Here is a 20,349-nt window from a genome sequence, read left to right on the forward strand (position 1 = left end):
TCGATCAGTTGGCAAGAAAAAAGGCGGTACCGCTCGATTGCGGTCCGCCTTTTTTGCTTCTTGCGCGGATTGTCTGTTCGCGGGCCTTGCTGCCGTCAGGCCGCTATTAGACCGCTATCAGGCCGTTACGATCAGGCGCTCGGGGGCAAGCACGCCCTCGCCCACTCTCGCCACGCCAAGCAGCTTGCCTTCGCTCGCATAGACACGCGTGCGGGCAGCGTGCAGCACATCGTCGCCGACGGAAAGGTCGGCAAGCCGCAAGCGCTGGCCGTGCAGGAAGCGACGCGTCGCTTCCGCATCGAGTTGCACCGACGGGAACGTCGACAGCAATGCATCGACAGGCTGCAGCCATGCGTCGCGCTCGCTTTCCGCCGCGTCGGACAGCGCGTCGAGCGTGACCGAATGCTCCAGCGTCAGTGCGCCGACGCCCGTACGCCGCAGCATCACCAGATGCGCGCCGCAGCCGAGCGCTTCGCCGATGTCCTCGGCCAGCGTGCGCACATAGGTGCCCTTGCTGCACGTCACGCGAAACGTCACGTCAGGCAGCGTGCACGCCACGAGTTCCAGCGCATGAATCGTCACCTGGCGCCCTTCGCGCTCGACGGTCTGCCCCGCGCGCGCATACTCGTACAACGGCTTGCCGTCGCGCTTGAGCGCCGAATACATCGGCGGCACCTGAACGATGTCGCCACGAAATTGCGCGAGCGCCTTCTCGACGGCGGGCTGGTCGCACGCTACGTCGCGCGTTTCGATCGCCTCGCCTTCAGCATCGCCCGTCGTCGTGCGTACGCCCAGGCGCATCGTCGCTTCGTAGGTCTTATCCGCGTAGAGCAGGTCTTGCGAAAACTTCGTCGCTTCACCGAAGCAAAGCGGCAAGAGTCCCGATGCGAGCGGGTCGAGCGTGCCCGTGTGGCCCGCCTTCTTCGCCAGATACAGACGCTTCGCGCGGATCAGCGCGTCGTTGCTCGACAGTCCCACTGGCTTGTCGAGCAGCAACACGCCATCGAGCGCGCGGCGCGGCACTTTGGGACGTGAATTGTGAGTCATATGCTCGCGTACCTCGACCTTCGATCAGTCGTCTTTCGCGCGCGTGGCGTTCGCCTCGTCGATCAGGCGCGACATTTCAACTGCTCGCTCGATCGTCTTGTCGTAGTGGAAATGCAGCGTCGGCACCGTGTGGATGTGCAGGCGCTTGAACAACAGGTTGTGCAAATGACCGGCCGCGTGATTGAGCGCGTCCTGCGTCTGGAGCGGATCGCCAGTCAGCGTCGTGAAGTAGACCTTCGCGTGCGCATAGTCAGGCGTCAACTCGACGCTCTGAAAAGTGACGATACCGATGCGGGGGTCTTTGACCTCGCGAATCAGTTCGGACAAATCGCGCTGAATCTGATCGGCGATCTGTACGTTGCGGTTGGGAGACGTACGTTTCTTAGGCATGGTGAATCCGTGATCCGGTGGCAATGTGTTCGCGCATTCGGCGGCAACGGGCCACGGACTCCAACGCAAACACGACAACAAAACATTCGATGCAAAAACAAAGGGGCGGGATTGGGCTCAAGCGCCCGCCCCGCCCCTCATGCGCTCGACGCCTGAATTACAGCGTACGCGCGACTTCCGTGACTTCGAAGACTTCGAACTGGTCGCCTTCCTGGATGTCGTTGAAGTTCTTCACCGACATACCGCATTCGAAGCCCTGGCGCACTTCCTTGACGTCGTCCTTGAAGCGCTTGAGCGAATCGAGCTCGCCCGTGTGGACCACGACGTTGTTGCGCAGCACGCGCACCGACGACGTACGCTTGACGAAACCGTCCGTGACCATACAGCCCGCCACCGTGCCGACCTTCGGCACCTTGAAGACCTGACGGACTTCGACCATGCCCGTGACGACTTCGCGCTTCTCCGGCGCCAGCATGCCCGACATCGCCGCCTTCACCTCATCCACTGCGTCATAGATGATGTTGTAGTAGCGGATGTCGATGCCGTTGGTCTCCGCCAGCTTGCGAGCCTGCGCGTCCGCGCGGGTGTTGAAGCCGATGATGACCGCCTTCGACGCCGTCGCCAGGTTGACGTCCGATTCGCTGATGCCGCCGACCGCGCTGTGCACGATCTGCACGCGCACTTCGTCCGTCGACAGCTTGAGCAGCGCCTGCACCAGCGCTTCCTGCGAACCCTGCACGTCGGCCTTGACGATGAGCGGCAGATGCTGCACTTCGCCTTCGCCCATCTGCTCGAGCATATTTTCGAGCTTCGCGGCCTGCTGCTTCGCGAGCTTCACGTCGCGGAACTTGCCCTGACGGAACAGCGCGATTTCGCGAGCCTTGCGGTCGTCCGGCATGACGATGACTTCTTCGCCCGCCGCCGGCACCTCCGACAGACCCTGTATTTCGACCGGGATCGACGGCCCCGCCGACTTGGTCGGCTTGCTGGTTTCGTCGAGCATCGCGCGCACGCGGCCGTAGGCGCTGCCTGCGAGCACGACGTCGCCGCGATTGAGCGTACCCGACTGGACGAGGATCGTTGCAACAGGACCCTTGCCCTTGTCGAGCTTCGCTTCGATCACGAGGCCCTTCGCCGGTGCTTCGACGGGTGCCTTCAGTTCCAGCACTTCGGCTTGCAACAGCACGTTTTCGAGCAGATCGTCGATACCCGCGCCCGTCTTCGCCGACACCGGAACGAACGGCGAATCGCCGCCGTATTCTTCCGGCACCACGCCTTCCGCGACGAGTTCCTGCTTCACGCGCTCCGGATTCGCTTCGGGCTTGTCGATCTTGTTGATCGCGACGACGAGGGGCACGCCGCCCGCCTTCGCGTGCGAGATCGCTTCCTTCGTCTGCGGCATCACGCCGTCATCGGCTGCGACGACGAGAATCACGATGTCGGTTGCCTTCGCACCACGCGCGCGCATGGCCGTGAACGCTTCGTGACCCGGCGTATCGAGGAACGTGATGACGCCACGCGGCGTTTCGACGTGATACGCGCCGATGTGCTGCGTAATGCCGCCCGCTTCGCCCGCCGCGACCTTCGCGCGACGGATGTAGTCGAGCAGCGAGGTCTTGCCGTGGTCGACGTGACCCATGACCGTGACGACGGGAGGACGCGGCAGTTGCGGCGCGTCCGAGGCATCGCCTTCGATCAGCATCGCTTCCGGATCGTCCAGCTTCGCCGCGACGGCATGGTGGCCCAGTTCCTCGACGACGATCATCGCCGTTTCCTGATCCAGCATCTGGTTGATCGTGACCATCTGGCCGAGCTTCATCATCACCTTGATGACTTCCGAAGCCTTCACCGACATCTTGTGAGCGAGGTCCGCGACCGTAATCGTTTCCGGAACGTGCACTTCACGCACGATCGGCTCGGTCGGCGCCTGGAATGTCGTGGCTTCCTGATGCTTGCCACGGCCCTTCGGACCGCCACGCCAGCCGCGATCGACGCCGCCGCTCGTGTCGCCGCGCGTCTTGATGCCGCGACGCTTCGCTGCGTCGTCCTGCCAGGTGCCGCTCTTGCCGCCCGCCTTCTTCTTGTCGCCAGCGGGACCCGCCGGCTGCGCAGTCGCAGCCGGTTGCGCCGCAGTTGCGGGCGCCGGCTTCTTCGCGGCCGGACGCGTCGACGTTTCGCCAGCGGGACGCGCCGGCTTGTGCAGCGTGCCCTTCGCTTCGGCGGGCTTGACCGCCTCGGCGGGCTTCGGTGCCGGTTCCGGCGCCTTCACTTGCGCCTTGCGCGGCGTGCTCATCATTTCGCGGATTGCGCGTGCTTCGGCCTCAGCCGCCGCGCGGCGCTTCGCGATTTCTTCCTGTTCGAGGCGTGCCTTCTCGGCCTGCTCGCGTGCAGCGTCTTCGGCCTTCTTCGCCGCTTCGCGCTGCGCCGCGCGTTCCGCCGCTGCGCGCTCTTCATCCTGCGATGCGCGCTCCTGCTCGGCCTGCTCGCGAGCCGCCGCTTCGGCCATGGCCGCTGCGCGCTTCTTCGCCGCTTCGTCTTCGGCACGGCGACGCTCCGCCTCGGCCGCCTGTTCGCGCTCCTGACGCTCGGCTTCTTCGCGCGCGAGACGCTCCTGGCGCTCTTTCAGCTCAAGCGCCTGCTTTTCGAGCAGTTCTGCTGCATGACGCGCTTCTTCCTCGCGACGCTGCAGTTCAAGATCTTCCGCTTCCTGACCGTTGCCCGCTACTTCCGCCTGCTCGGCCGCTTCATCGCGGCGGACGAACGTGCGCTTCTTGCGCACTTCGACCTGAATGGTGCGAGCTTTACCCGTGGCGTCGGACTGCTTGATTTCCGACGTATGCCGGCGCGTCAGCGTGATCTTGCGCTTGTCAGCATCGTTCGAGCCGTGCGACCTGCGCAAGTGGTCGAGCAGACGCGCCTTGTCCGTCTCGGACAAGGCATCGTCTTCACTCGCTTTCTGGACGCCCGCCGCCTGCAGCTGCTCGAGCAGCACGCCTGCAGGCATTTTCAGTTCCGCGGCAAATTGGGCTACGTTGTTACTCGCCATTCATTCCTCTTAGTGCAAGGACCGATTCCTTGCGGTTAGCATCGGGTCATGCAGCCTTGCGGCCGCGATCAGATCAGTGGTTCATGGTCATGGATCTCATTGAAACCAGTGTTCACGGGCTTTCATGATCAACGCCTTCGCAGCGTCCTCATTCATGCCCGTCATCTCGACCAGCTCGTCGACAGCCAGCTCTGCCAGTTCGTCGCGCGTCTGGATCTGATGTTCAGCCAGCTTCGCGAGCAGGTCGGCATCCATGCCTTCCAGGCTCTTCAGGTCGAGCGCAACGCCCTCGACCTTCTCCTCGTTTGCAATCGCCATCGTCAACAGTGCGTCACGAGCGCGATTACGCAGTTCGTGAACCGTGTCTTCGTCGAATGCTTCGATTTCGAGCATCTCGTTGAGCGGCACGTACGCAATCTCTTCGAGACTCGTGAAACCTTCGTCGATGAGGATGTCGGCGACTTCCTCGTCGACATCGAGACGAGCCATGAACAGGTCGCGCAGTACGCTGCGTTCCTGGTTCTGCTTCTGCGCAGACTCGTCCGGCGTCATGATGTTGATCTGCCAGCCGGTGAGCTCGCTGGCAAGACGCACGTTCTGGCCACTGCGGCCGATAGCGACAGCCAGTTCGTTCTCGTCGACGACGACGTCCATCGAATGCTTTTCTTCATCGACGACGATCGACTGGACGGCTGCCGGCGCGAGCGCGCCGATCACAAACTGGGCGGGATCTTCCGACCATAGCACGATGTCGACGTTTTCGCCACCGAGCTCGTTGCGCACGGCCTGCACGCGCGAGCCGCGAATGCCGACGCAGGTGCCGATGGGATCGATGCGCTTGTCGTAAGCGACAACGCCGATCTTCGCGCGCACGCCGGGATCGCGTGCCGCCGCCTTGATTTCCAGCAGGCCTTGCTCGATTTCCGGCACTTCCATTTCGAAGAGCTTCATCAGGAACTCGGGCGCCGTGCGCGACAGCTCGATCTGCGGGCCGCGCGCAGTACGATCGACCTTCGCGATATAGGCGCGCACGCGGTCGCCCACACGCAGGTTTTCTTTCGGAATCAGCTGGTCGCGGCGCAGCAGCGCTTCGACGCGGCCCGATTCGACGATGAAGTTGCCTTTGTCGAGACGCTTGACGGTGCCCGTCATGATGTTTTCGCCGCGCTCGAGGAAGTCGTTCAGGATCTGCTCGCGTTCCGCGTCGCGCACCTTCTGCAGGATCACCTGCTTGGCGGCCTGCGCGCCGATGCGACCGAATTCGATCGACGGCACGGGCTCTTCCAGGAAGTCGTCGATCTGCGCGTCGGGCTTCTGCTCGCGCGCTTCGAACAAGAGGATTTCCTGATCCGGCTCCTGCAGGCCCGCTTCGTCCGGCACGACTTTCCAGCGACGGAACGTCTCGTGCTCGCCGCTTTCACGGTCGATATGGACGCGAATGTCCGCGTCTTCGTCGAAGAGTTTCTTGGATGCAGACGCGAGCGCCGCCTCGAGCGCGGCAAAAACCACGTCCTTGTCGACATTTTTTTCGCGTGCCAGCGCATCCACCAGCATCAACACTTCGCGACTCATTGTTTGCGGCTCCTAAAGTCAACTTTCGGAACGAGGCGTGCCTTGTCGATATCCGCGAGCGTGAAATCCAGCATCGCGGCGCCTTCCTTCCCTTCAAATTCCAGACCGATCGTTTCGCCTGCGGGTGCATGCAGAATGCCCCGGTACGATTTCCGTCCGTCCAATGGTTTTTTCAATGTGATGACCGCCTCGCTGCCTGCGAAGCGTTCGAAGTCCGCCAGTTTCTTCAGCGGGCGGTCAAGACCCGGCGACGATACTTCAAGCCGCTCGTAATCGATATTTTCGACCGTCAGAACGTGCTGGAGCTGACGGGTAACTTTTTCGCAGTCTTCGATCGCGATGCCATCGGGCTGGTCGATATACACGCACAGCATGCCGCGCCCGGTGCGCTCGAGATCAACGAGCTCGTAGCCGAGGCCCACGACCGTGGTTTCAATCAGTTCCGTCAGTTGCACAGTGCTGCCCTCTAAGATGTTCGCGCTGCAAGCCTTTGCGATACACCCGCGGGCTGCGCGCCAAGCCGGCGCACGTTCGTGCTACCCGAGATGCCGACCAACGTAAGAACTGAGCGGCAAAAAAAAAATGGGCGAAACGCCCATCATCTTATTGCCGGTGGTCGCACCTGAGCCGCACATGAAACCGCACGCCCAGTGACTTCGTGATTGTAGCCATTTTTCAGGACAAACGCAAACCACCGGCGGGCTCGCCAAGCGCATTTGCGGCTGAATTCGCCGCAATCAAGGATCAAAGCTGGGACTTTTCGGCAGTTTGCGCGGGTTTGCGCCGGCGCTCGAAGCAGCTTGAATGCGTCTGCAAACGGTAGAGCTAAATCAAGACACAAAAACTGCCACGCCATCGCAGCGTCGCGGCAGACGGCTCGAGCCCGAGACCGCCCCGCAGCGCCGTGCCGATCAGCGTCCGCGCGAGCGGTTGCGCGGCGCGCCGCCGCTGCGGTTACCGCCGGCGTTCGGGTTGCCGCCGGCGCGATTGCCGTTGTTAGCGCGGTTGCCGTTCGGCGCGCGATTGCCGCCGCGCTTCGCGTTGCCGCCCGCTGCTGCCCGGTTGCCAGACGGCGCGCGATTGCCGTCGACGTCGCGGCCATCCCGGCCACCACGACCACGCCCTTCGCGATTGCCGTTCGTGTTGCCCAATCCACCCAAGCCGGAATTCAACGCGCTGAATGCGCCCGGCGCCTTGCCGCGACGACCCTGCCCGCCGCGCGGCTGCTGATCGAAGCGGCCATGCGACATCAGCACCGGCTCGCGGTTGATGAAGCCCATCGACGTCTGCATCGGATCGGGCTGACGACGCTCCGGCTCGTTGCGGCGGCCGCCGCTCTTCTCCTCGGTTGGCGCCTTCAGGCCAACCGACGCCATCAGGCTGCGCACCTGATTGTCCTCGAGTTCTTCCCAGCGGCCACGCTTCAGGCCGCGCGGCAGCTGGATCGGGCCGTGACGCGTGCGGATCAGCCGGCTGACCATCAGGCCGACGGCCTCGAACATGCGGCGCACTTCGCGGTTGCGCCCTTCGGCGAGCGCGACGTGATACCAGTGATTCGTGCCTTCGCCGCCGCCATCGCGGATGCGCAGGAAGTTCGCCGGACCGTCGTCCAGCTCGACGCCGTGCAACAGCTTTTGCCGGTTGCCTTCCGTCAATTCGCCGACGACGCGTACCGCATATTCACGCTCGACGCTGTAGCGCGGATGCATGAAGCGGTTGGCCAGATCGCCCGACGTGGTGAGCATCAGCAAGCCTTCCGTATTGAAGTCCAGACGCCCGACGGCGAGCCACTTTGCCGTCTTCATCGGCGGCAGCTTGTCGAACACGGAAGGACGGCCTTCGGGATCCGCGTGGCTGACGATTTCGCCCGTCGGCTTGTGATACAGCAGCACGCGCGGCGGCTTGTTCTGCAGCTTGCGCTTGACGGGCTTGCCGTTGATGCGCACGAGGTCGGTCGGCATGATGCGCTGACCGATGTGCGCCGGCTCGCCGTTCACCGACACACGGCCCGCGACGATCAGCTCTTCCATCTCGCGACGCGAGCCCATGCCCGCTTCGGCGAGCACTTTGTGCAGCTTCGGCGCGTCGTCGTCCGGGGCCAGCACGCGCTTGGGCGCGGCGGCGCGGCCACGGCGCAGCATCGGCGCGCGCACGCCGCCCGTCGTCGAGTTGTCGGCATCGAACGCCGGCGACGTCACATACGCGAACAGGTCATCCTGCTTGTCACCTTCTGCGGCCGCTGCAGGCGCCACGGCGCTACCGCCGCCGCGATTCTTGCGCTGGCCGCCTTGCTGCCCGCCCTGCTTGCCGCCCGCGCGGCGGCCGCCTTGGGCGCCCTGACCGCCGTGCCCCTTCGCGCCCGCGTCCTTGCGCGGCGTGCGCACCTGTGCGACGACTTCGCCGTCGGGCGGCGCTTCCGCCGCGACGGGCGCCGGCTGCGCGTCGGCGGCTTCTGCCGTCTTCGCCTTCGAGCCGGCGCGGCGACGCGCGATCAGGCTGCGCGGACCCCGGCGCAGGCCGCGGCGTGGACGCTCTTCGCCTTCGGCGTCGGGCGCCTGCGCGGGCCGCTCGCTGTCGGCCGCCGATACTTGCGCCCTACGCGTCTCGTCGGGGCGCGCGGCGGCAACGGCGCGCTCGGATTCGGGCGAATCGGTGTCGTGGATGTCTGTCAAAACAACCTCAAAATGTCTGGTCGCGCGCCCGTTGCGGGCGCGCCAAAAGGTACGGTTACGTCAGGCGCTGCGCGACTCGGCTTCGTCGTCGGTCAGCTCGCCTGCGTCCTGGGCGGTGTCGCGGCGATCGTGCCGATCGTCATGCACCGCGTGAGTCTGGTCTGTTCCAGCCGGATTGGCGCGTTGCGCGTGCCCGGTCTCGTTATGCAATTCGCGCGTGTCTTCGTGTTCATCTTCCGACTGCGCGGCAGATCCGGCCTGGTGAGCCGGCTCCATTTCATGCGCCGCCTGTGCGGCGCTCTGCTGTTCGGTGGACGGCAACACGTCCGCTTGCCCGATGTCGCTTTTGGCCTCGTCGGGCGCGGCGTCTTGCGTGCCTTGCGTTACGCCGTGCATTGCATGCGCTTCGTCAGCGGGCTCCAATTGGTCGCCGGCTTGCCCGGCTTGGGCCCCGGCTTCGGCGGCACCGGCGGGTTCCGCTGCTTCCGATGCAGCATGACCCGTGCCATCGACGTCGCCCACATCCGCCGCGACGCTCTCCGCACCCGCTTCGCCGTCGGCGAATTCGATCGCGTGCTGCGCGAGCAGATCCATGTTCGACTGGGCCGACGGATCGTCGAGCGGCGGCAGTTCTTCGAGCGACTTCAGGCCAAGGTCGTCGAGGAAAGAACGCGTCGTCGCATACAGTGCGGGGCGCCCCGGCACATCGCGATGACCGATCACTTCGATCCAGCCGCGGTCTTCGAGCTGCTTGACGACCTGCGTGTTCACGGTCACGCCGCGAATTTCTTCGATATCGCCGCGCGTGACAGGCTGTCGGTACGCGATGATCGCGAGCGTCTCGAGCACCGCGCGCGAGTACTTCGGCGGCTTCTCGGGATTCAGGCGGTCGAGATACGTGCGCATCGCCGGCTTGCTCTGAAAACGCCAGCCGGAAGCGAGTCCGACGAGTTCGACACCCCGTCCGGACCAGTCCTGCTTCAGGTCTTCAAGCAACGTGCGAACCGTGTCTGCCGACACGTCGTCGGCAAAGAGCTTACGCAAATCACCGATCTTCAACGGCTCCTGCGCGCAGATCAAGGCAGTCTCGAGGACGATCTTCGCCTCTTGGGTATTCATGCAGCTAGGTCAGACCCTGTGGTCAAAGAACCGGATCAAACAGACGATGTGGAACTGAAGACGCGCTCGCCCGATTTTGATCGGTCATATTGATGGGAGCACGCACCGGGGGGAGGCGAAACAGGCATCGAGCCAAACCCAGCCGGACGACGGAGCAGCGAAATTCCGCGAGGGAACCGCGTGACTGGCTGCCATATTACGCAAAAACAATCGGTGCGTAAAGACGAAATCCAAACTGCACCTTAATCGGCATACTGCGCCGCGCATCACGGTGCGAGGCACCGCTCCGTTGCGCCGCCCCGCGTACAACCTATCGATGCGCTCAATGGCGCGCGAGGTAGCCCCTGAGCCGTTCGACGCCAGCATCGAGACGCGCCGTATCGCACGCGTAACACCAGCGCACGAAGCCCTCTCCTTCCGGGCCGAACGCGCTGCCCGGCGCAAGGCCGAGCCCCGCCTCGCGCACGAGCGCCTTGCACAGATCGAGGCTGCGCGAAGCACCCGGCAACGAGAAGAACACGTACATCGCGCCGGGCGGCGCTTTCACGTCGACGCCCGGCAGCGCCGACAATGCCCCAACCAGATGATCGCGCGACGTCCTCAGCTCACCGACCAGTTCCTGCGTGAACTGGCCGCCCTGCTCGATGGCGGCGATGCCCGCGTGCTGCACGAACGCCGGCGCACACGAAGTGTTGTACTCGACGAGCTTGCCGAAATCGTCCATCAGCGACGCCGGCGCGACGATCCACCCGAGCCGCCAGCCCGTCATCAGCCATGCCTTCGAAAACGAGTTCACGCAAATCACGCGTTCGTCCCGGCCCGCGAGGTCGAGGAACGACGGCGCGCTTTGCCCCGGCTCGCCCGCGTAATAGAGACGTTCGTAGACCTCGTCGGCGACGATCCAGATGCCCAGGCGCCGGCAATGCTCGAGTACGGCGCGCTGTTCGTCGCGGCTCATCACCCAGCCGGTCGGATTGTTCGGCGAGTTCAGCATCAGCAGCTTCGTGTCCGGCGTGAGCGCCGCGAGCAGCCGCTCCAGATCGAGTTGCCAGCCATTCGCACCGTAGCCGAGCGACACCGTTTCGACGTGCGCACCGAGAATCTTCGGAATCTCGACGAGATTCGGCCACAGCGGCGTCACGGCCACCACGCGGTCGCCCGAACCGACCACCAGCTGCGCGGCCAGCATCAGCGCGTTGACGCCCGCGCTCGTGACGGCCACATGCTCGACCGATGTCGGCCCGTGAAGCGCGCTCACGTAGCGGGCAAGCGTCTCGCGCAACGGCGCAATGCCGAGGTTGTGCGTGTAGAACGTCGCGCCGGACGCGAGCGCCGCGCTCGCGGCATCGCGGATGAACGGCGGCGTCACGCGGTCCGATTCGCCGAACCAGAACGGCAGCACGTCCGGCACGCCGAAGCCGGCATTCGCGACTTCGCGGATCTGCGACGCGCGCAGCGAGCGCACGGCATCGCGTGCATTGGGGAACTGGGGCAAATCGGTTTCGCTCATCGAAGATCCCGGCGGGTCGGTGAAAAATGGCAGTGTAGCGTGTCGCAAAAATGCGCGGCCGGGAGCCCGGCAATGCGGCCGCGCCCGCGCTCAGCGCAAGTCCTCGGTGCGGCCCGGCACCTGATGGATCAGGTTCCACACGGCATCGGCGGCTGGGGACAGCGAGCGGTCACGCCGCCGCACCAGCTCGACGGTCCGCTCGGCGCGCGGCACGAGCGGGCGAGTGACCAGCGACGACCCCGCCGGCAACGGCATCGCGAGCCACGGCAGCACGCTCACGCCGATGCCCTCCTGCACCAGTCCATACACCGTCGACGGATGGCCGAGTTCCTGCACGACGTTGGCGCCGACGCCGTACTCCTCCAGCGCGGCATCGATGATCGGCCGGCTGCCCGACGCATGGTCGAGCAACACGAGACGCTCGCCTTCCAGCTCGCGCCACGCCACCTCGCTGCGCCCCGCAAGCGGATGATCGTCGCGCGAGACAAGGCAAAACGAATCGGTCATCAGCGCCTCGGCGATCAGATCGTCGGCGGACACGGGGCCGATGATCACGCCGAAATCCACCTCGCCCGACTTGACCTTGCGCACCACGTCGCTCTGCACGTCGTCGCGCAAGCCGAGCGTGACGAACGGATACTGCTTGCCGCAAGCCGCGACGATCTGCGGCATCAGCCGGCAAGCGATCGTCGGGCTGGCGGCCACCATCACGCGGCCGCGCCGCTGCTCGCCGATCTCGCGAATTTCGCGCAGCGCATCGTCGAGATCGCCTAGCAGCCGCGACACGCTCGCGACCAGATTGCCGCCGACGTCGGTGAGCTGGACCTCCCGCGTGGTCCGGTCGATCAGCTTCAGGCCGATTTCCGCTTCCAGCTCACGCACGCACCGGCTCACGGCCGACTGCGTCAGCCCGATTTCGCTCCCCGCCCGGCTGAAGCTCTGCAGCCGCGCCACTTCGATGAACACGCGCAGTTGACGCAGCGTCACATTCATCTCTTCCTCTCATGAATAATGTCGTTTGATGCCGATTTTATGACTTGCGACGCATTTACGCATCGCCTGTTTCGCGTCGCTGCAATGCAGCAGGAACGCGCAAACGCACGCGGGGCGGGCCTGGTTGCACAAGATTGGTGATTGTCCCGATTTGCTGGATGGGTTTTTTGGATTCTCATACGGGCCAGGCTAACGCCCGTAACGGCTTGATGCGGCGGGGCTTCGAGGCTGTTGGGTGAAAGATGGCACGCTTCGTGCGTTTCCCCTTGCACAGGAGTCGGCGCCGATTCGGACTGGCGAAAGAAGCGGTTCGCAACGGTACAGGCCGGCTCTCCGCCGGCGCCCGATATGGATTCGGGTGCATGAAGAGTGCGCAGCGCGGGGCAGCGCACCGGAGTTAGCTTCGCTGAGGTGAAACATGATGGTGTTCGACGATTTGAGAGACAACGAGTGGGCGCTGGTCGAGGCGTTGTTCTGTGCGGAGCCGGCACGGAGTGAACGCCGTGGTCGACCACGCGTCGAAGCTCGCGCGGTAGTCAACGCCGTGTTGTGGGTTTTGTCGACGGGAGAAGGCTGGTCCAAGCTGCCGGGCCGCTACCCGTCGCCGCCGACGTGCCGTCGCCGCTTCGACGAATGGCAAGCCGACGGCACGCTCGCCGAAATAGTCAAGCGGCTGGGCACGAGCGGTCGCGAAATTTCGTTGCGCGGACGCATTGGCGCAACGGCGGCCAAACCGCCGGCACCGCCGAGCCGCGACCGTCTGCGCGGCGCGTTCTGGACCAATCCGGAATCCTGGCGCGCGCCCGTCAAGATGGCCTGACGCAGCAAACTACGCCACCGGGCGCCCCTTTGGGCGCCCGGTGCGTTTCTGGGACCGTGCGTTAGCCCAATTCGTCCGTCGTCTCCCGTTCCGAACTGAAAACGACGCGTTGAGCGATCGGCGGCGCCGCACGTCCATCCGCTCATCACGCTTCGCCCTTTCGCCGACCGCTCAACAGCCGCGCCGCGGATCTTTCCACCCGTTACCGCGGGCCTTCGCCCAGCGTCGCAGTTCGCAACGTTCTGCACGCGCGCGCCCTTGCCGCACGCCGATTGCCGTTTTGCGGCCTGCATACCTTCCGTGACGGGACGAAACATCCATTTACTTTTATTTACAGCACGCTTTCGCAGCGCGGCATACCGTACAAGTATGCAAACAAGCCCCGACTGGCTTGTCGGGAGTTGATCATGAGGCCAATGTCACTGCGTTTCTGCGGCATGGTCGCTTCAGTGATTGCCGCGACCGCGTTCGCGCAGCAGCGCCCGCAGCAGGATTGGAACTGGCGGCCGGAACAGCCGGCCACGCTTCAGGCGTGGCAGCAGACGGAAGTGCGTAATCAGGGGTTCACGCCGCCCTCGCCGCGCGGGGACTTGCGCGGCGATATCGCCAGCAATGTGCGCGCGCGGCCCGACGTGCAGCGAGACGAACCCACGCAACGGCGGGCGACGGACGCGCACTAGCCCGGTTGCGAACACGGGGATTGCCTTGCCGCGGCGCCGCTTTTGCAGCAACGGCGATGAAGATATGCGAAATCGGGAACCACCTGCCAGGTCGCCAGTCTCACAAATGCCATAAGCACAGCGTGGCAGAAGTAATTCCGGTACGCCCGTATCCTCGCGATACGGGCTTTTTTTCGTCCGATGCTTCTGTAGAGCCGCTCGGCGCGGATGCCGCGCGACGCCGTCAAGGCATGCGCAAAGAAAGTGTCAACAGGTGGAAATGGCGGCGACATGCCCTCGACGCGCCCCGCATGACGCGTTTTCCGCACGCCGCACTGTCATGGTGAGCGCGCGTCCTGCAAGAGCCCGTCGTCTAGACGGTAGCTGCCTTCTCTCCGGCGACCGCGCCGGCAAAAACGTAGTTGCGCATGCGGCGCGCGTCCCAGTCGAGCGAACGCTCGTCGCGGGCGAGCCGCGCAAATTCGGAGCGGCCACGTTCGGTCAGCACCGCGATGTCCACGGGAGCATGGAAACCCGGCGCGGGAGCGACTGTCCGTTGGCGAACGGTGTCCATCATGCCAAGCGAACGCAGATATTCAAAAACGCCTGGGCGCTTGGCCCATGGCACCTGACGGTATTGCGCCCGTCGCAGCGCCTCAAGTACGGCTTCGTTGGAATAAGTGGTCATCTCACTTCTTTCTTTAAGTGCAGCCATGACTTATTTGTTCGCGACACAATGGCGCGTCTGTCGACGCGCGCATCGCGGATGGCCGGAGATTTCCCCCGTAGGTCCGCGATTGCGGCATTGGCCGCCGTTTTTTTCGGTCCCCGTGTGAACGCCGTGCTAGCGTTCTGCTTCCGACTGGCGGCGATGCGACCGTATCGGTGCGATGGCCCGCGGGTGGAAATGTCCGAATACCATACGTTACCCCAATAAAATTGATTCTCTTAACTTTATTGCTGCTTTTTTTTGCAGCTTTCGTGCTGCTTCGCAGCGCACGCACGATAATCGGCGCGGCAGCGATTGCGTTCTACTGGGCGCTCGGCTCGGGCTGGCTGGCCCAACCGCTGCTCGACCTCGCCCAACGCGGCGCACCGCCCGCCGGACAGACGGTTGCCCCTGCAACGTATGCGCCCCATACGGCGATCGTGCTGCTCGGCACGGGCACCATCCATGACCACGACGGCAAGCTCGTTCCGCCCAGGGACGCCTACGCCCGTATCGACAAGAGCGCCGACCTCTACGCCCGCTGCAAGCAGGTCAGTCCCGTTTGTCACGTGATCGTAAGCGGCGGCAATCCGCAGGAGCACGAGGCGACGGAAGCCGACACCTACCTGCCCTACCTGCTGCGCGACCAGGTGCCGCGCGGCGACATCATCCTCGAGAACCGCAGCCTGACGACCTACGAAAACGCGCGCAACGTCAAAGCGATTCTGCACGACGGATATTACGGTTCGTTGATTCTCGTCACATCCGCCTATCACATGCCACGGGCGCTGCTCAACTTTCACCGTTTCGGGATGCAGCCGCTGCCCGTCGTGTCGAACACCCGCCACGCGAAGCTCGGCTTTTTGCCGCGCGGCGAAAATCTGTTCGACGCGGAAATCGCGCTGCACGAGCTGGTCGGCCTTGCGCAGTTCCGTGTCTACCGCGAGATCGGCTGGTTCTGATCGCGGGCAACTGACAGGCGCGCCGCGATTTGCTTAGCTATCCGATTGAATTTTTTGAGCGGATCGAAAAATCGTCGGCGCAACACATGAGCGGGAAAATCTGACTTGTCGAGACGAATGCGGCGAACCGAAGCACAATACGTTTGATGCGCAATGGCTTCTGGGAAGCGGCTCCGTGACGACGGCGGGTCGATGTAACGAAACGTAACCGTCTGTGAATTCTGTTACAGACAATACGCTGGATCAAACATTGCTGGCTAGAATGCACTGTCGTTCCAACGGACAGCCATACTCGGGTCCACAACCACTCTCTACGGAGGCAGCGATGAAGAAAGTGTCCCTGGCAATCCTGGTTTCCCTTTCGGCACTGACGGGCGCGGCGTACGCGCAGCAGGACCAGGGGGTGACGATGAGCACCGATCCGGCGAAGGCCGCCGACGTCGAACAGCGCGCGCAAGAACTGCAGTCGAAGCAGCAGGCAATGGAAAGCGCGCCGCCTGCGCCGATGTCGAAGCATCACAAGGGCTCGATGCATCACAAGAAGCAGGCTGCGCCGGCAGAGTAAGCCACCGCAGCAAACCCTCGCAGCAGGCTCTTGCAGTTACGCTCCATGCGCCGCCGCACGCGGCAACTGCGTGGTGGAGCGCGTGTCGTGCGCCTGCTGCGTCGCTCGATGCGTAAGCTCGAACACAAGCCGAAGCCGTCCCGCACGGCCTCGGCTTTTTCATTGCTCCAGCGCCCTTTTCGCGACCGGCCGACCGCGCAGCGCGTGTCGCGGGATCCGCGCTGACGGTATGCTAAAGTCGCGCACCGAATGACCCACCCAACCCGTGCGCACCCTGGTGCGGAGGACAGAATGAGCAACATCCAGCTGGACATCGAATGGACTGAAGCAGCATCCCGCAAGATCGAAAAACTCATGCCGCGCGGCAGCCAGGAGGCGTTCCTTGCGCTACCGCCCGTCGAGTGCCTACCGATGGAAGGCGATGTGCTGTTTCTCGGACCGGCCGGCAAGCAGCAGCCGTTCATCGTCGCGGAACGTCAGTACCATCACGATGGCGACGCCGACTGGACCATCATCCTGATCCTCGACGTGCCGCATTCGACGCATTGATCACATTGAGCCTCATGCGCGCGCCGGCGAAAAAGGCATGGTCAGCATGAAGGCCGTATGACCACGCGAAGCGCACGAAAACGAAACGCGCATGCAGAAGCCGCAAGCATCCACGGTGGTGGTGCGAACGTCAGCATGCTCGAGCCCGGCAACGGCATTGCCGGGCTTTTCTGTTTCCGCGTCGCCCGCTACCCTTGCGTTTCACGCGATCTTCGACACGATGCGCAACTCCGCGTACTCGATCCAGTCCGCCGACGCCTTCCTGTACGCGTCGATATGCGCGGACTTCGCATGCGCAGCGAGCGCCTCCTCGCTTTCCCATCGCTCGAAGAAGATGAAACGGCGCGGCTCGCGCAGATCGCGGTGCAAGTCGTACTGCAATGCGCCGCGTTCCTTGCGCGTCGGCCCGACGATACCTTCGAGCGCCTTGCGCAATTGCTCCTCGTGCCCCGGCTTCGCCACCGAGATCGCCACCACCGCGATTTCCGACATGCTGGACTCCACTTTTGAGAAATCAGCAGCATAACGCCGCTGCCATAAATGCACCGTTTCGCCGCGCCAACATCAAGACGAAACCGCACAGACTCTCACTCCGTCTGTGATTACCCGAACATTCATTACGCATGCGAACTGCTAGACTGATTCGACAAACTGGACTGCATCTGAGCTGCACAACTAAGCGGAGTCGCGCGTGACGGTCATTGATCCGACTGCCTTCGGGCCCGCCCTCCATTGCGCCGAAGTTGCGCATGCCTGCCGCGGACATGCCGCCTCGTCCGGGCGCGCGCCGCACGCTGCATAGGACACATCTGCCGTCATGCCAAACGTCGACGATACGACGCTCCCTGGCCTCCTGCAGCATATGGTGCAGGACGAAGCCGGATGGGCCGCGCCGTGGCGAACCATCACGTTGCGCAGCGTCTTTCAGCCGGTCGTCTCGGTGACGCATCAGCGCGTGGTCGGCTATGAAGCGCTGCTGCGCGCCTTCGATCCCGTCGGCCATCCGATCTCGCCCGCCGTGCTATTTTCGGGCACCCGCTCGACGGCCGACGCGCGCGCGCTCGACCGGCTCGCGCGCTGCCTGCATGTCGCGAACTTCATGGCGCAAGGCATCGAAACGGGCTGGCTGTTCCTCAACACGCGTCCGCAGGTGTTCGAGACGGGCTGGCCGCAGCGGCCGTTCATCGACGAGCTGTCCGAGCATTTCGGACTGCCGCAGGAACGCATCGTGATCGAAGTGCTCGAGCAGCCCGCCGACGACGAGTCCGCTGTCGCCAGCATGCTCGCGGCATCGCAGCCGCGCGAGTTCCTGATCGCAATCGACGACTTCGGCACGGGCTTTTCGAACTTCGATCGCGTGTGGCGCTTCAGGCCGGACATCGTGAAGCTCGACCGCTCGCTGGTTGCGCGCGCGGGCCGCCAGGACAACGACAATTCGCTGATCGGCCACCTGATCAACATGCTGCATCAGTCGGGCACGCTGGTGCTGGCCGAGGGCGTCGAGACGGAAGACGAACTGATGACGCTGATGCAGGCCGACGTCGATTTCGTCCAGGGTTACTGGTTCGGTCATCCGAAAGCGTCGATACAGGCGGCGAACGCGCGCGTGCCCGAACTGATCGATGAGATGTGGCAGCGCTTCGCGAGCTTCGAGCGCACGCACTCGCGCTATCAGCGTCCGGGCTTCGAGGGCTTTACGGAAGCGGTGCTCGCGGGCGCGAACGTGTACATGCAGACGGGCGATCTCGCGCAGGCCGCGCAACCCGTTTTTCTCGTGCCCGACGCGCGCCGCGCGTTCATACTGAGCGACCGCGGCGAACAGCTGGAGCCGTCGATCGCCGCTTGCGGCACGCCGCCTCCGCCGGCGCGGCTTGCGCCGCTCGTGCCCGACACGCGCAACAACTGGTCGCGGCGCGCCTACTTCAAGCATGCGCTCGCGGCGCCGGGACGCGTCGCGGTGATGGGGCCGCACTGCTCGCTGATGGACGGCCGGGATTGCTACACAGCCGCCGTGACCGTCGAGCGCGACGGCGTCACGCGCGTGTTCTGTGTCGACTTTCTGCCCGAGCTGCGCAACGCAAGTCCTGTCTGAAGGATCGGCCGGTTCCACGAGGCGGTTTTCAACGGCGAGACTAACCGCGCGCAACTTGCGCGCCGCGGGCCATCCGTTGCATATGTGCTACTCGTGCTCGATGCGTCGCCTTGCCGCCTTCACATTGCCGCGCTTCGCCTTGCTTTCCAGCCGGCGCTCCTTCGATGCGCGCGTCGGACGCGTCGCGACGCGTGCCTTGCGGGTGACGCTCACGCTGTCGATCAGCGCGTCGAGCCGCGCGAGCGCCGCCGCGCGGTTCATTTCCTGGGTCCGGTATTCCTGTGCCTTGATGATGACGACCCCATCGCGCGTCAGCCGATGGTCCTGCAACGCGAGCAGACGCATCTTCAGCACGTCGGGCAGCGACGACGCGCGCACGTCGAAGCGCAGATGGATCGCGCTCGACACCTTGTTGACGTTCTGCCCGCCCGCGCCCTGCGCGCGCACGGCCGTCAGTTCGATTTCGTTCGGCGGGATCGGATAGCGTGAAGTCATGTCAAATGGTCGGACGGTGCGAAATAAGTGTACGGGCTATGCTGTATCGTGTACCGGCTATGCTGTATCAGACGAACCGAATGTGCCGCGCGGCATGCACGCTCGCCGTACGCACAGCGCATTTGTTTCCGCGTTCGTTTCCGCGTACGTTTCCGCATTTGCTTGCGCATTTGCCTCAATCCGCCGATCTCGCCAATACTGACATCTCTAGCTGACAGGCCAAACATCGTGATGAAGATGCGCCCCGCGCAGATGCTGGAACTGGTGGTCAACCTGCTGCTGCCCTGGGTCACGTATCGCCTCGCGCAGCCGTACTGGGGCGAGACGGGTGGCCTGATCGCCTCCGCCGTGCCGCCCGTCATCTGGAGCGTCGTCGAGCTCGTGCGCTTTAGGCGCGTCGATGCGCTTGCCCTGATGGTGCTGCTCGGCATCGTGCTGTCGATCGGCGCGATGGCGCTGGGCGGCGACTCACGCGTGCTGCTGATGCGCGAGTCGCTGGTGTCCGGCGCGATCGGCGCGGCGTTTCTGCTGTCGCTGCTGCTTCGCCGGCCGATTATCTTCTACCTGACACGCGCCTTCGTGGCCCGCGAAATGACGAACGGCGCCGCGCACGTCGACATGCTGTGGCGCGAGCGGCCCGCTTTCGCTCGCGCGTTGCGGGTGCTGACGGTCACATGGGGCGTCGGCCTGATCAGCGAAACCTCGCTGCGCATCTGGATGGCGTGGCACTGGCCGATCGAGCGCGTGCTGGTGGTGTCGCCCGTGATCGGCTACGTGATTTTCGGCGGCCTGATGGTCTGGACGTTCTGGTATCGGCGAACGATGCGCGACCTTGCGAGCCAGGCGCCGGAACCCGAAGCACAGCCGTCGCGCGGGACGGCCGCGAACTGAGCGGCCGACCGGTGCACGCCTTATTTGCTTCGCGGCTTCCCCGTTTGCTCTGCGGCTTCATCGCTTGCCTCGCGGCTTCCTCGGTTGCTTCGCGGCTTCCCCGTTCGCTTCGCGGCTTCCCCGTTCGCTTCGCGGCTTCCTCGTTTGCTTCGCGGCTTCCTCGTTTGCCTCGCGGCCTCGTCTACTTCTCGCCTGCCTCGTTTGCCTCGCGGCGTCCACGTCTGCCTCGCGCGCACCTCCAATTCCTCGCGCCTTCCA

18 protein-coding genes and 1 pseudogene are annotated in these 20,349 nt (G+C 64.3%); 7 read left to right on the forward strand and 12 right to left on the reverse strand.

What is annotated here, in order from left to right; translation table 11 throughout:
* Nucleotides 1-117: 117 nt before the first annotated feature.
* The 9 genes from truB to AABE10_RS18810 all read right to left on the reverse strand — a co-directional run bounded on the left by truB (nt 118) and on the right by AABE10_RS18810 (nt 12,349).
* Complete coding sequence (gene truB / locus AABE10_RS18770) at nt 118-1,047, reverse strand: tRNA pseudouridine(55) synthase TruB (protein ID WP_342934751.1); 930 nt, start codon at nt 1,045-1,047, stop codon at nt 118-120.
* Between the two features lie 24 nt (nt 1,048-1,071).
* Complete coding sequence (gene rbfA / locus AABE10_RS18775) at nt 1,072-1,437, reverse strand: 30S ribosome-binding factor RbfA (RefSeq protein ID WP_087732733.1); 366 nt, start codon at nt 1,435-1,437, stop codon at nt 1,072-1,074.
* A 157-nt stretch (nt 1,438-1,594) separates the two neighbouring features.
* The gene (gene infB, locus AABE10_RS18780; RefSeq protein ID WP_342934752.1) at nt 1,595-4,483 is read right to left on the reverse strand and encodes a translation initiation factor IF-2; all 2,889 of its coding nucleotides are present in this window, start codon (nt 4,481-4,483) and stop codon (nt 1,595-1,597) included.
* A gap of 96 nt (nt 4,484-4,579) precedes the next feature.
* Nucleotides 4,580-6,055 carry a transcription termination factor NusA gene (gene nusA, locus AABE10_RS18785; RefSeq protein ID WP_342934753.1) on the reverse strand — a complete coding sequence of 492 codons (1,476 nt, stop codon included), beginning with the start codon at nt 6,053-6,055 and terminating at the stop codon, nt 4,580-4,582.
* Nucleotides 6,052-6,510: a ribosome maturation factor RimP gene (gene rimP / locus AABE10_RS18790; RefSeq protein WP_342934754.1), complete on the reverse strand. Its 459-nt coding sequence runs from the start codon at nt 6,508-6,510 to the stop codon at nt 6,052-6,054. The genes nusA and rimP overlap by 4 nt, the downstream gene beginning before the upstream one ends.
* Nucleotides 6,511-6,966: 456 nt before the next feature.
* Complete coding sequence (rluB, locus tag AABE10_RS18795) at nt 6,967-8,727, reverse strand: 23S rRNA pseudouridine(2605) synthase RluB (protein WP_342934755.1); 1,761 nt, start codon at nt 8,725-8,727, stop codon at nt 6,967-6,969.
* Between the two features lie 60 nt (nt 8,728-8,787).
* The gene (gene scpB / locus AABE10_RS18800; protein ID WP_342934756.1) at nt 8,788-9,846 is read right to left on the reverse strand and encodes an SMC-Scp complex subunit ScpB; all 1,059 of its coding nucleotides are present in this window, start codon (nt 9,844-9,846) and stop codon (nt 8,788-8,790) included.
* A 322-nt stretch (nt 9,847-10,168) separates the two neighbouring features.
* Nucleotides 10,169-11,356, reverse strand: coding sequence for a pyridoxal phosphate-dependent aminotransferase (locus AABE10_RS18805; RefSeq protein ID WP_342934757.1), 1,188 nt, complete (start codon nt 11,354-11,356; stop codon nt 10,169-10,171).
* A gap of 90 nt (nt 11,357-11,446) precedes the next feature.
* The gene (locus tag AABE10_RS18810; RefSeq protein WP_342934758.1) at nt 11,447-12,349 is read right to left on the reverse strand and encodes a LysR family transcriptional regulator; all 903 of its coding nucleotides are present in this window, start codon (nt 12,347-12,349) and stop codon (nt 11,447-11,449) included.
* Between the two features lie 421 nt (nt 12,350-12,770).
* On the opposite strand from AABE10_RS18810, the pseudogene AABE10_RS18815 reads away from it, so the two are divergent.
* A pseudogene (locus tag AABE10_RS18815) lies at nt 12,771-13,166 on the forward strand (transposase); the annotation flags it as partial.
* A 410-nt stretch (nt 13,167-13,576) separates the two neighbouring features.
* Nucleotides 13,577-13,849, forward strand: a complete 273-nt coding sequence (locus AABE10_RS18820) for a hypothetical protein (protein ID WP_342934759.1) — start codon at nt 13,577-13,579, stop codon at nt 13,847-13,849.
* A gap of 352 nt (nt 13,850-14,201) precedes the next feature.
* Here the strand turns inward: AABE10_RS18820 and AABE10_RS18825 are convergent, their stop codons facing one another.
* Nucleotides 14,202-14,516, reverse strand: a complete 315-nt coding sequence (locus AABE10_RS18825) for a hypothetical protein (protein ID WP_342934760.1) — start codon at nt 14,514-14,516, stop codon at nt 14,202-14,204.
* A gap of 251 nt (nt 14,517-14,767) precedes the next feature.
* Between AABE10_RS18825 and AABE10_RS18830 the strand changes: the two genes are divergently transcribed.
* The 3 genes from AABE10_RS18830 (at nt 14,768) to AABE10_RS18840 (ending at nt 16,613) form a co-directional block, all read left to right on the forward strand.
* Nucleotides 14,768-15,499 (forward strand): YdcF family protein, encoded by a 732-nt coding sequence (locus AABE10_RS18830; protein ID WP_428983350.1) that lies wholly within the window; start codon nt 14,768-14,770, stop codon nt 15,497-15,499.
* A gap of 325 nt (nt 15,500-15,824) precedes the next feature.
* Nucleotides 15,825-16,064, forward strand: coding sequence for a hypothetical protein (locus AABE10_RS18835; protein ID WP_342934762.1), 240 nt, complete (start codon nt 15,825-15,827; stop codon nt 16,062-16,064).
* A 291-nt stretch (nt 16,065-16,355) separates the two neighbouring features.
* Nucleotides 16,356-16,613, forward strand: coding sequence for a DNA-binding protein (locus tag AABE10_RS18840; RefSeq protein ID WP_152762150.1), 258 nt, complete (start codon nt 16,356-16,358; stop codon nt 16,611-16,613).
* Between the two features lie 201 nt (nt 16,614-16,814).
* Here AABE10_RS18840 and AABE10_RS18845 read toward each other — a convergent pair whose 3' ends face one another.
* A complete protein-coding gene (locus tag AABE10_RS18845) occupies nt 16,815-17,105 on the reverse strand; it encodes a putative quinol monooxygenase (RefSeq protein WP_342934763.1) in 291 nt (96 codons plus the stop codon).
* A gap of 325 nt (nt 17,106-17,430) precedes the next feature.
* On the opposite strand from AABE10_RS18845, the gene AABE10_RS18850 reads away from it, so the two are divergent.
* Nucleotides 17,431-18,705 (forward strand): EAL domain-containing protein, encoded by a 1,275-nt coding sequence (locus tag AABE10_RS18850; RefSeq protein WP_342934764.1) that lies wholly within the window; start codon nt 17,431-17,433, stop codon nt 18,703-18,705.
* Between the two features lie 87 nt (nt 18,706-18,792).
* Here the strand turns inward: AABE10_RS18850 and arfB are convergent, their stop codons facing one another.
* Nucleotides 18,793-19,200 carry an alternative ribosome rescue aminoacyl-tRNA hydrolase ArfB gene (arfB, locus tag AABE10_RS18855; protein WP_342934765.1) on the reverse strand — a complete coding sequence of 136 codons (408 nt, stop codon included), beginning with the start codon at nt 19,198-19,200 and terminating at the stop codon, nt 18,793-18,795.
* A gap of 231 nt (nt 19,201-19,431) precedes the next feature.
* On the opposite strand from arfB, the gene AABE10_RS18860 reads away from it, so the two are divergent.
* A complete protein-coding gene (locus tag AABE10_RS18860; RefSeq protein ID WP_342934905.1) occupies nt 19,432-20,091 on the forward strand; it encodes a VC0807 family protein in 660 nt (219 codons plus the stop codon).
* The last annotated feature ends 258 nt before the right edge of the window (nt 20,092-20,349 follow it).

It is taken from the genome of Paraburkholderia diazotrophica (genome assembly GCF_038900755.1).
Classification (GTDB): domain Bacteria; phylum Pseudomonadota; class Gammaproteobacteria; order Burkholderiales; family Burkholderiaceae; genus Paraburkholderia; species Paraburkholderia diazotrophica_A.

What these genes read in the sequence shown, in the direction of transcription:
- infB (WP_342934752.1), bottom strand. Translation starts at nt 4,483, where the DNA reads ATGGCGAGTAACAACGTAGCCCAATTTGCCGCGGAACTGAAAATGCCT.
- AABE10_RS18835 (WP_342934762.1), top strand. Translation starts at nt 15,825, where the DNA reads ATGAAGAAAGTGTCCCTGGCAATCCTGGTTTCCCTTTCGGCACTGACG.
- rbfA (WP_087732733.1), bottom strand. Translation starts at nt 1,437, where the DNA reads ATGCCTAAGAAACGTACGTCTCCCAACCGCAACGTACAGATCGCCGAT.
- nusA (WP_342934753.1), bottom strand. Translation starts at nt 6,055, where the DNA reads ATGAGTCGCGAAGTGTTGATGCTGGTGGATGCGCTGGCACGCGAAAAA.
- AABE10_RS18810 (WP_342934758.1), bottom strand. Translation starts at nt 12,349, where the DNA reads ATGAATGTGACGCTGCGTCAACTGCGCGTGTTCATCGAAGTGGCGCGG.
- AABE10_RS18845 (WP_342934763.1), bottom strand. Translation starts at nt 17,105, where the DNA reads ATGTCGGAAATCGCGGTGGTGGCGATCTCGGTGGCGAAGCCGGGGCAC.
- arfB (WP_342934765.1), bottom strand. Translation starts at nt 19,200, where the DNA reads ATGACTTCACGCTATCCGATCCCGCCGAACGAAATCGAACTGACGGCC.
- AABE10_RS18840 (WP_152762150.1), top strand. Translation starts at nt 16,356, where the DNA reads ATGAGCAACATCCAGCTGGACATCGAATGGACTGAAGCAGCATCCCGC.
- AABE10_RS18825 (WP_342934760.1), bottom strand. Translation starts at nt 14,516, where the DNA reads ATGACCACTTATTCCAACGAAGCCGTACTTGAGGCGCTGCGACGGGCG.
- AABE10_RS18850 (WP_342934764.1), top strand. Translation starts at nt 17,431, where the DNA reads ATGCCAAACGTCGACGATACGACGCTCCCTGGCCTCCTGCAGCATATG.
- AABE10_RS18820 (WP_342934759.1), top strand. Translation starts at nt 13,577, where the DNA reads ATGAGGCCAATGTCACTGCGTTTCTGCGGCATGGTCGCTTCAGTGATT.
- truB (WP_342934751.1), bottom strand. Translation starts at nt 1,047, where the DNA reads ATGACTCACAATTCACGTCCCAAAGTGCCGCGCCGCGCGCTCGATGGC.
- AABE10_RS18860 (WP_342934905.1), top strand. Translation starts at nt 19,432, where the DNA reads ATGAAGATGCGCCCCGCGCAGATGCTGGAACTGGTGGTCAACCTGCTG.
- AABE10_RS18805 (WP_342934757.1), bottom strand. Translation starts at nt 11,356, where the DNA reads ATGAGCGAAACCGATTTGCCCCAGTTCCCCAATGCACGCGATGCCGTG.
- scpB (WP_342934756.1), bottom strand. Translation starts at nt 9,846, where the DNA reads ATGAATACCCAAGAGGCGAAGATCGTCCTCGAGACTGCCTTGATCTGC.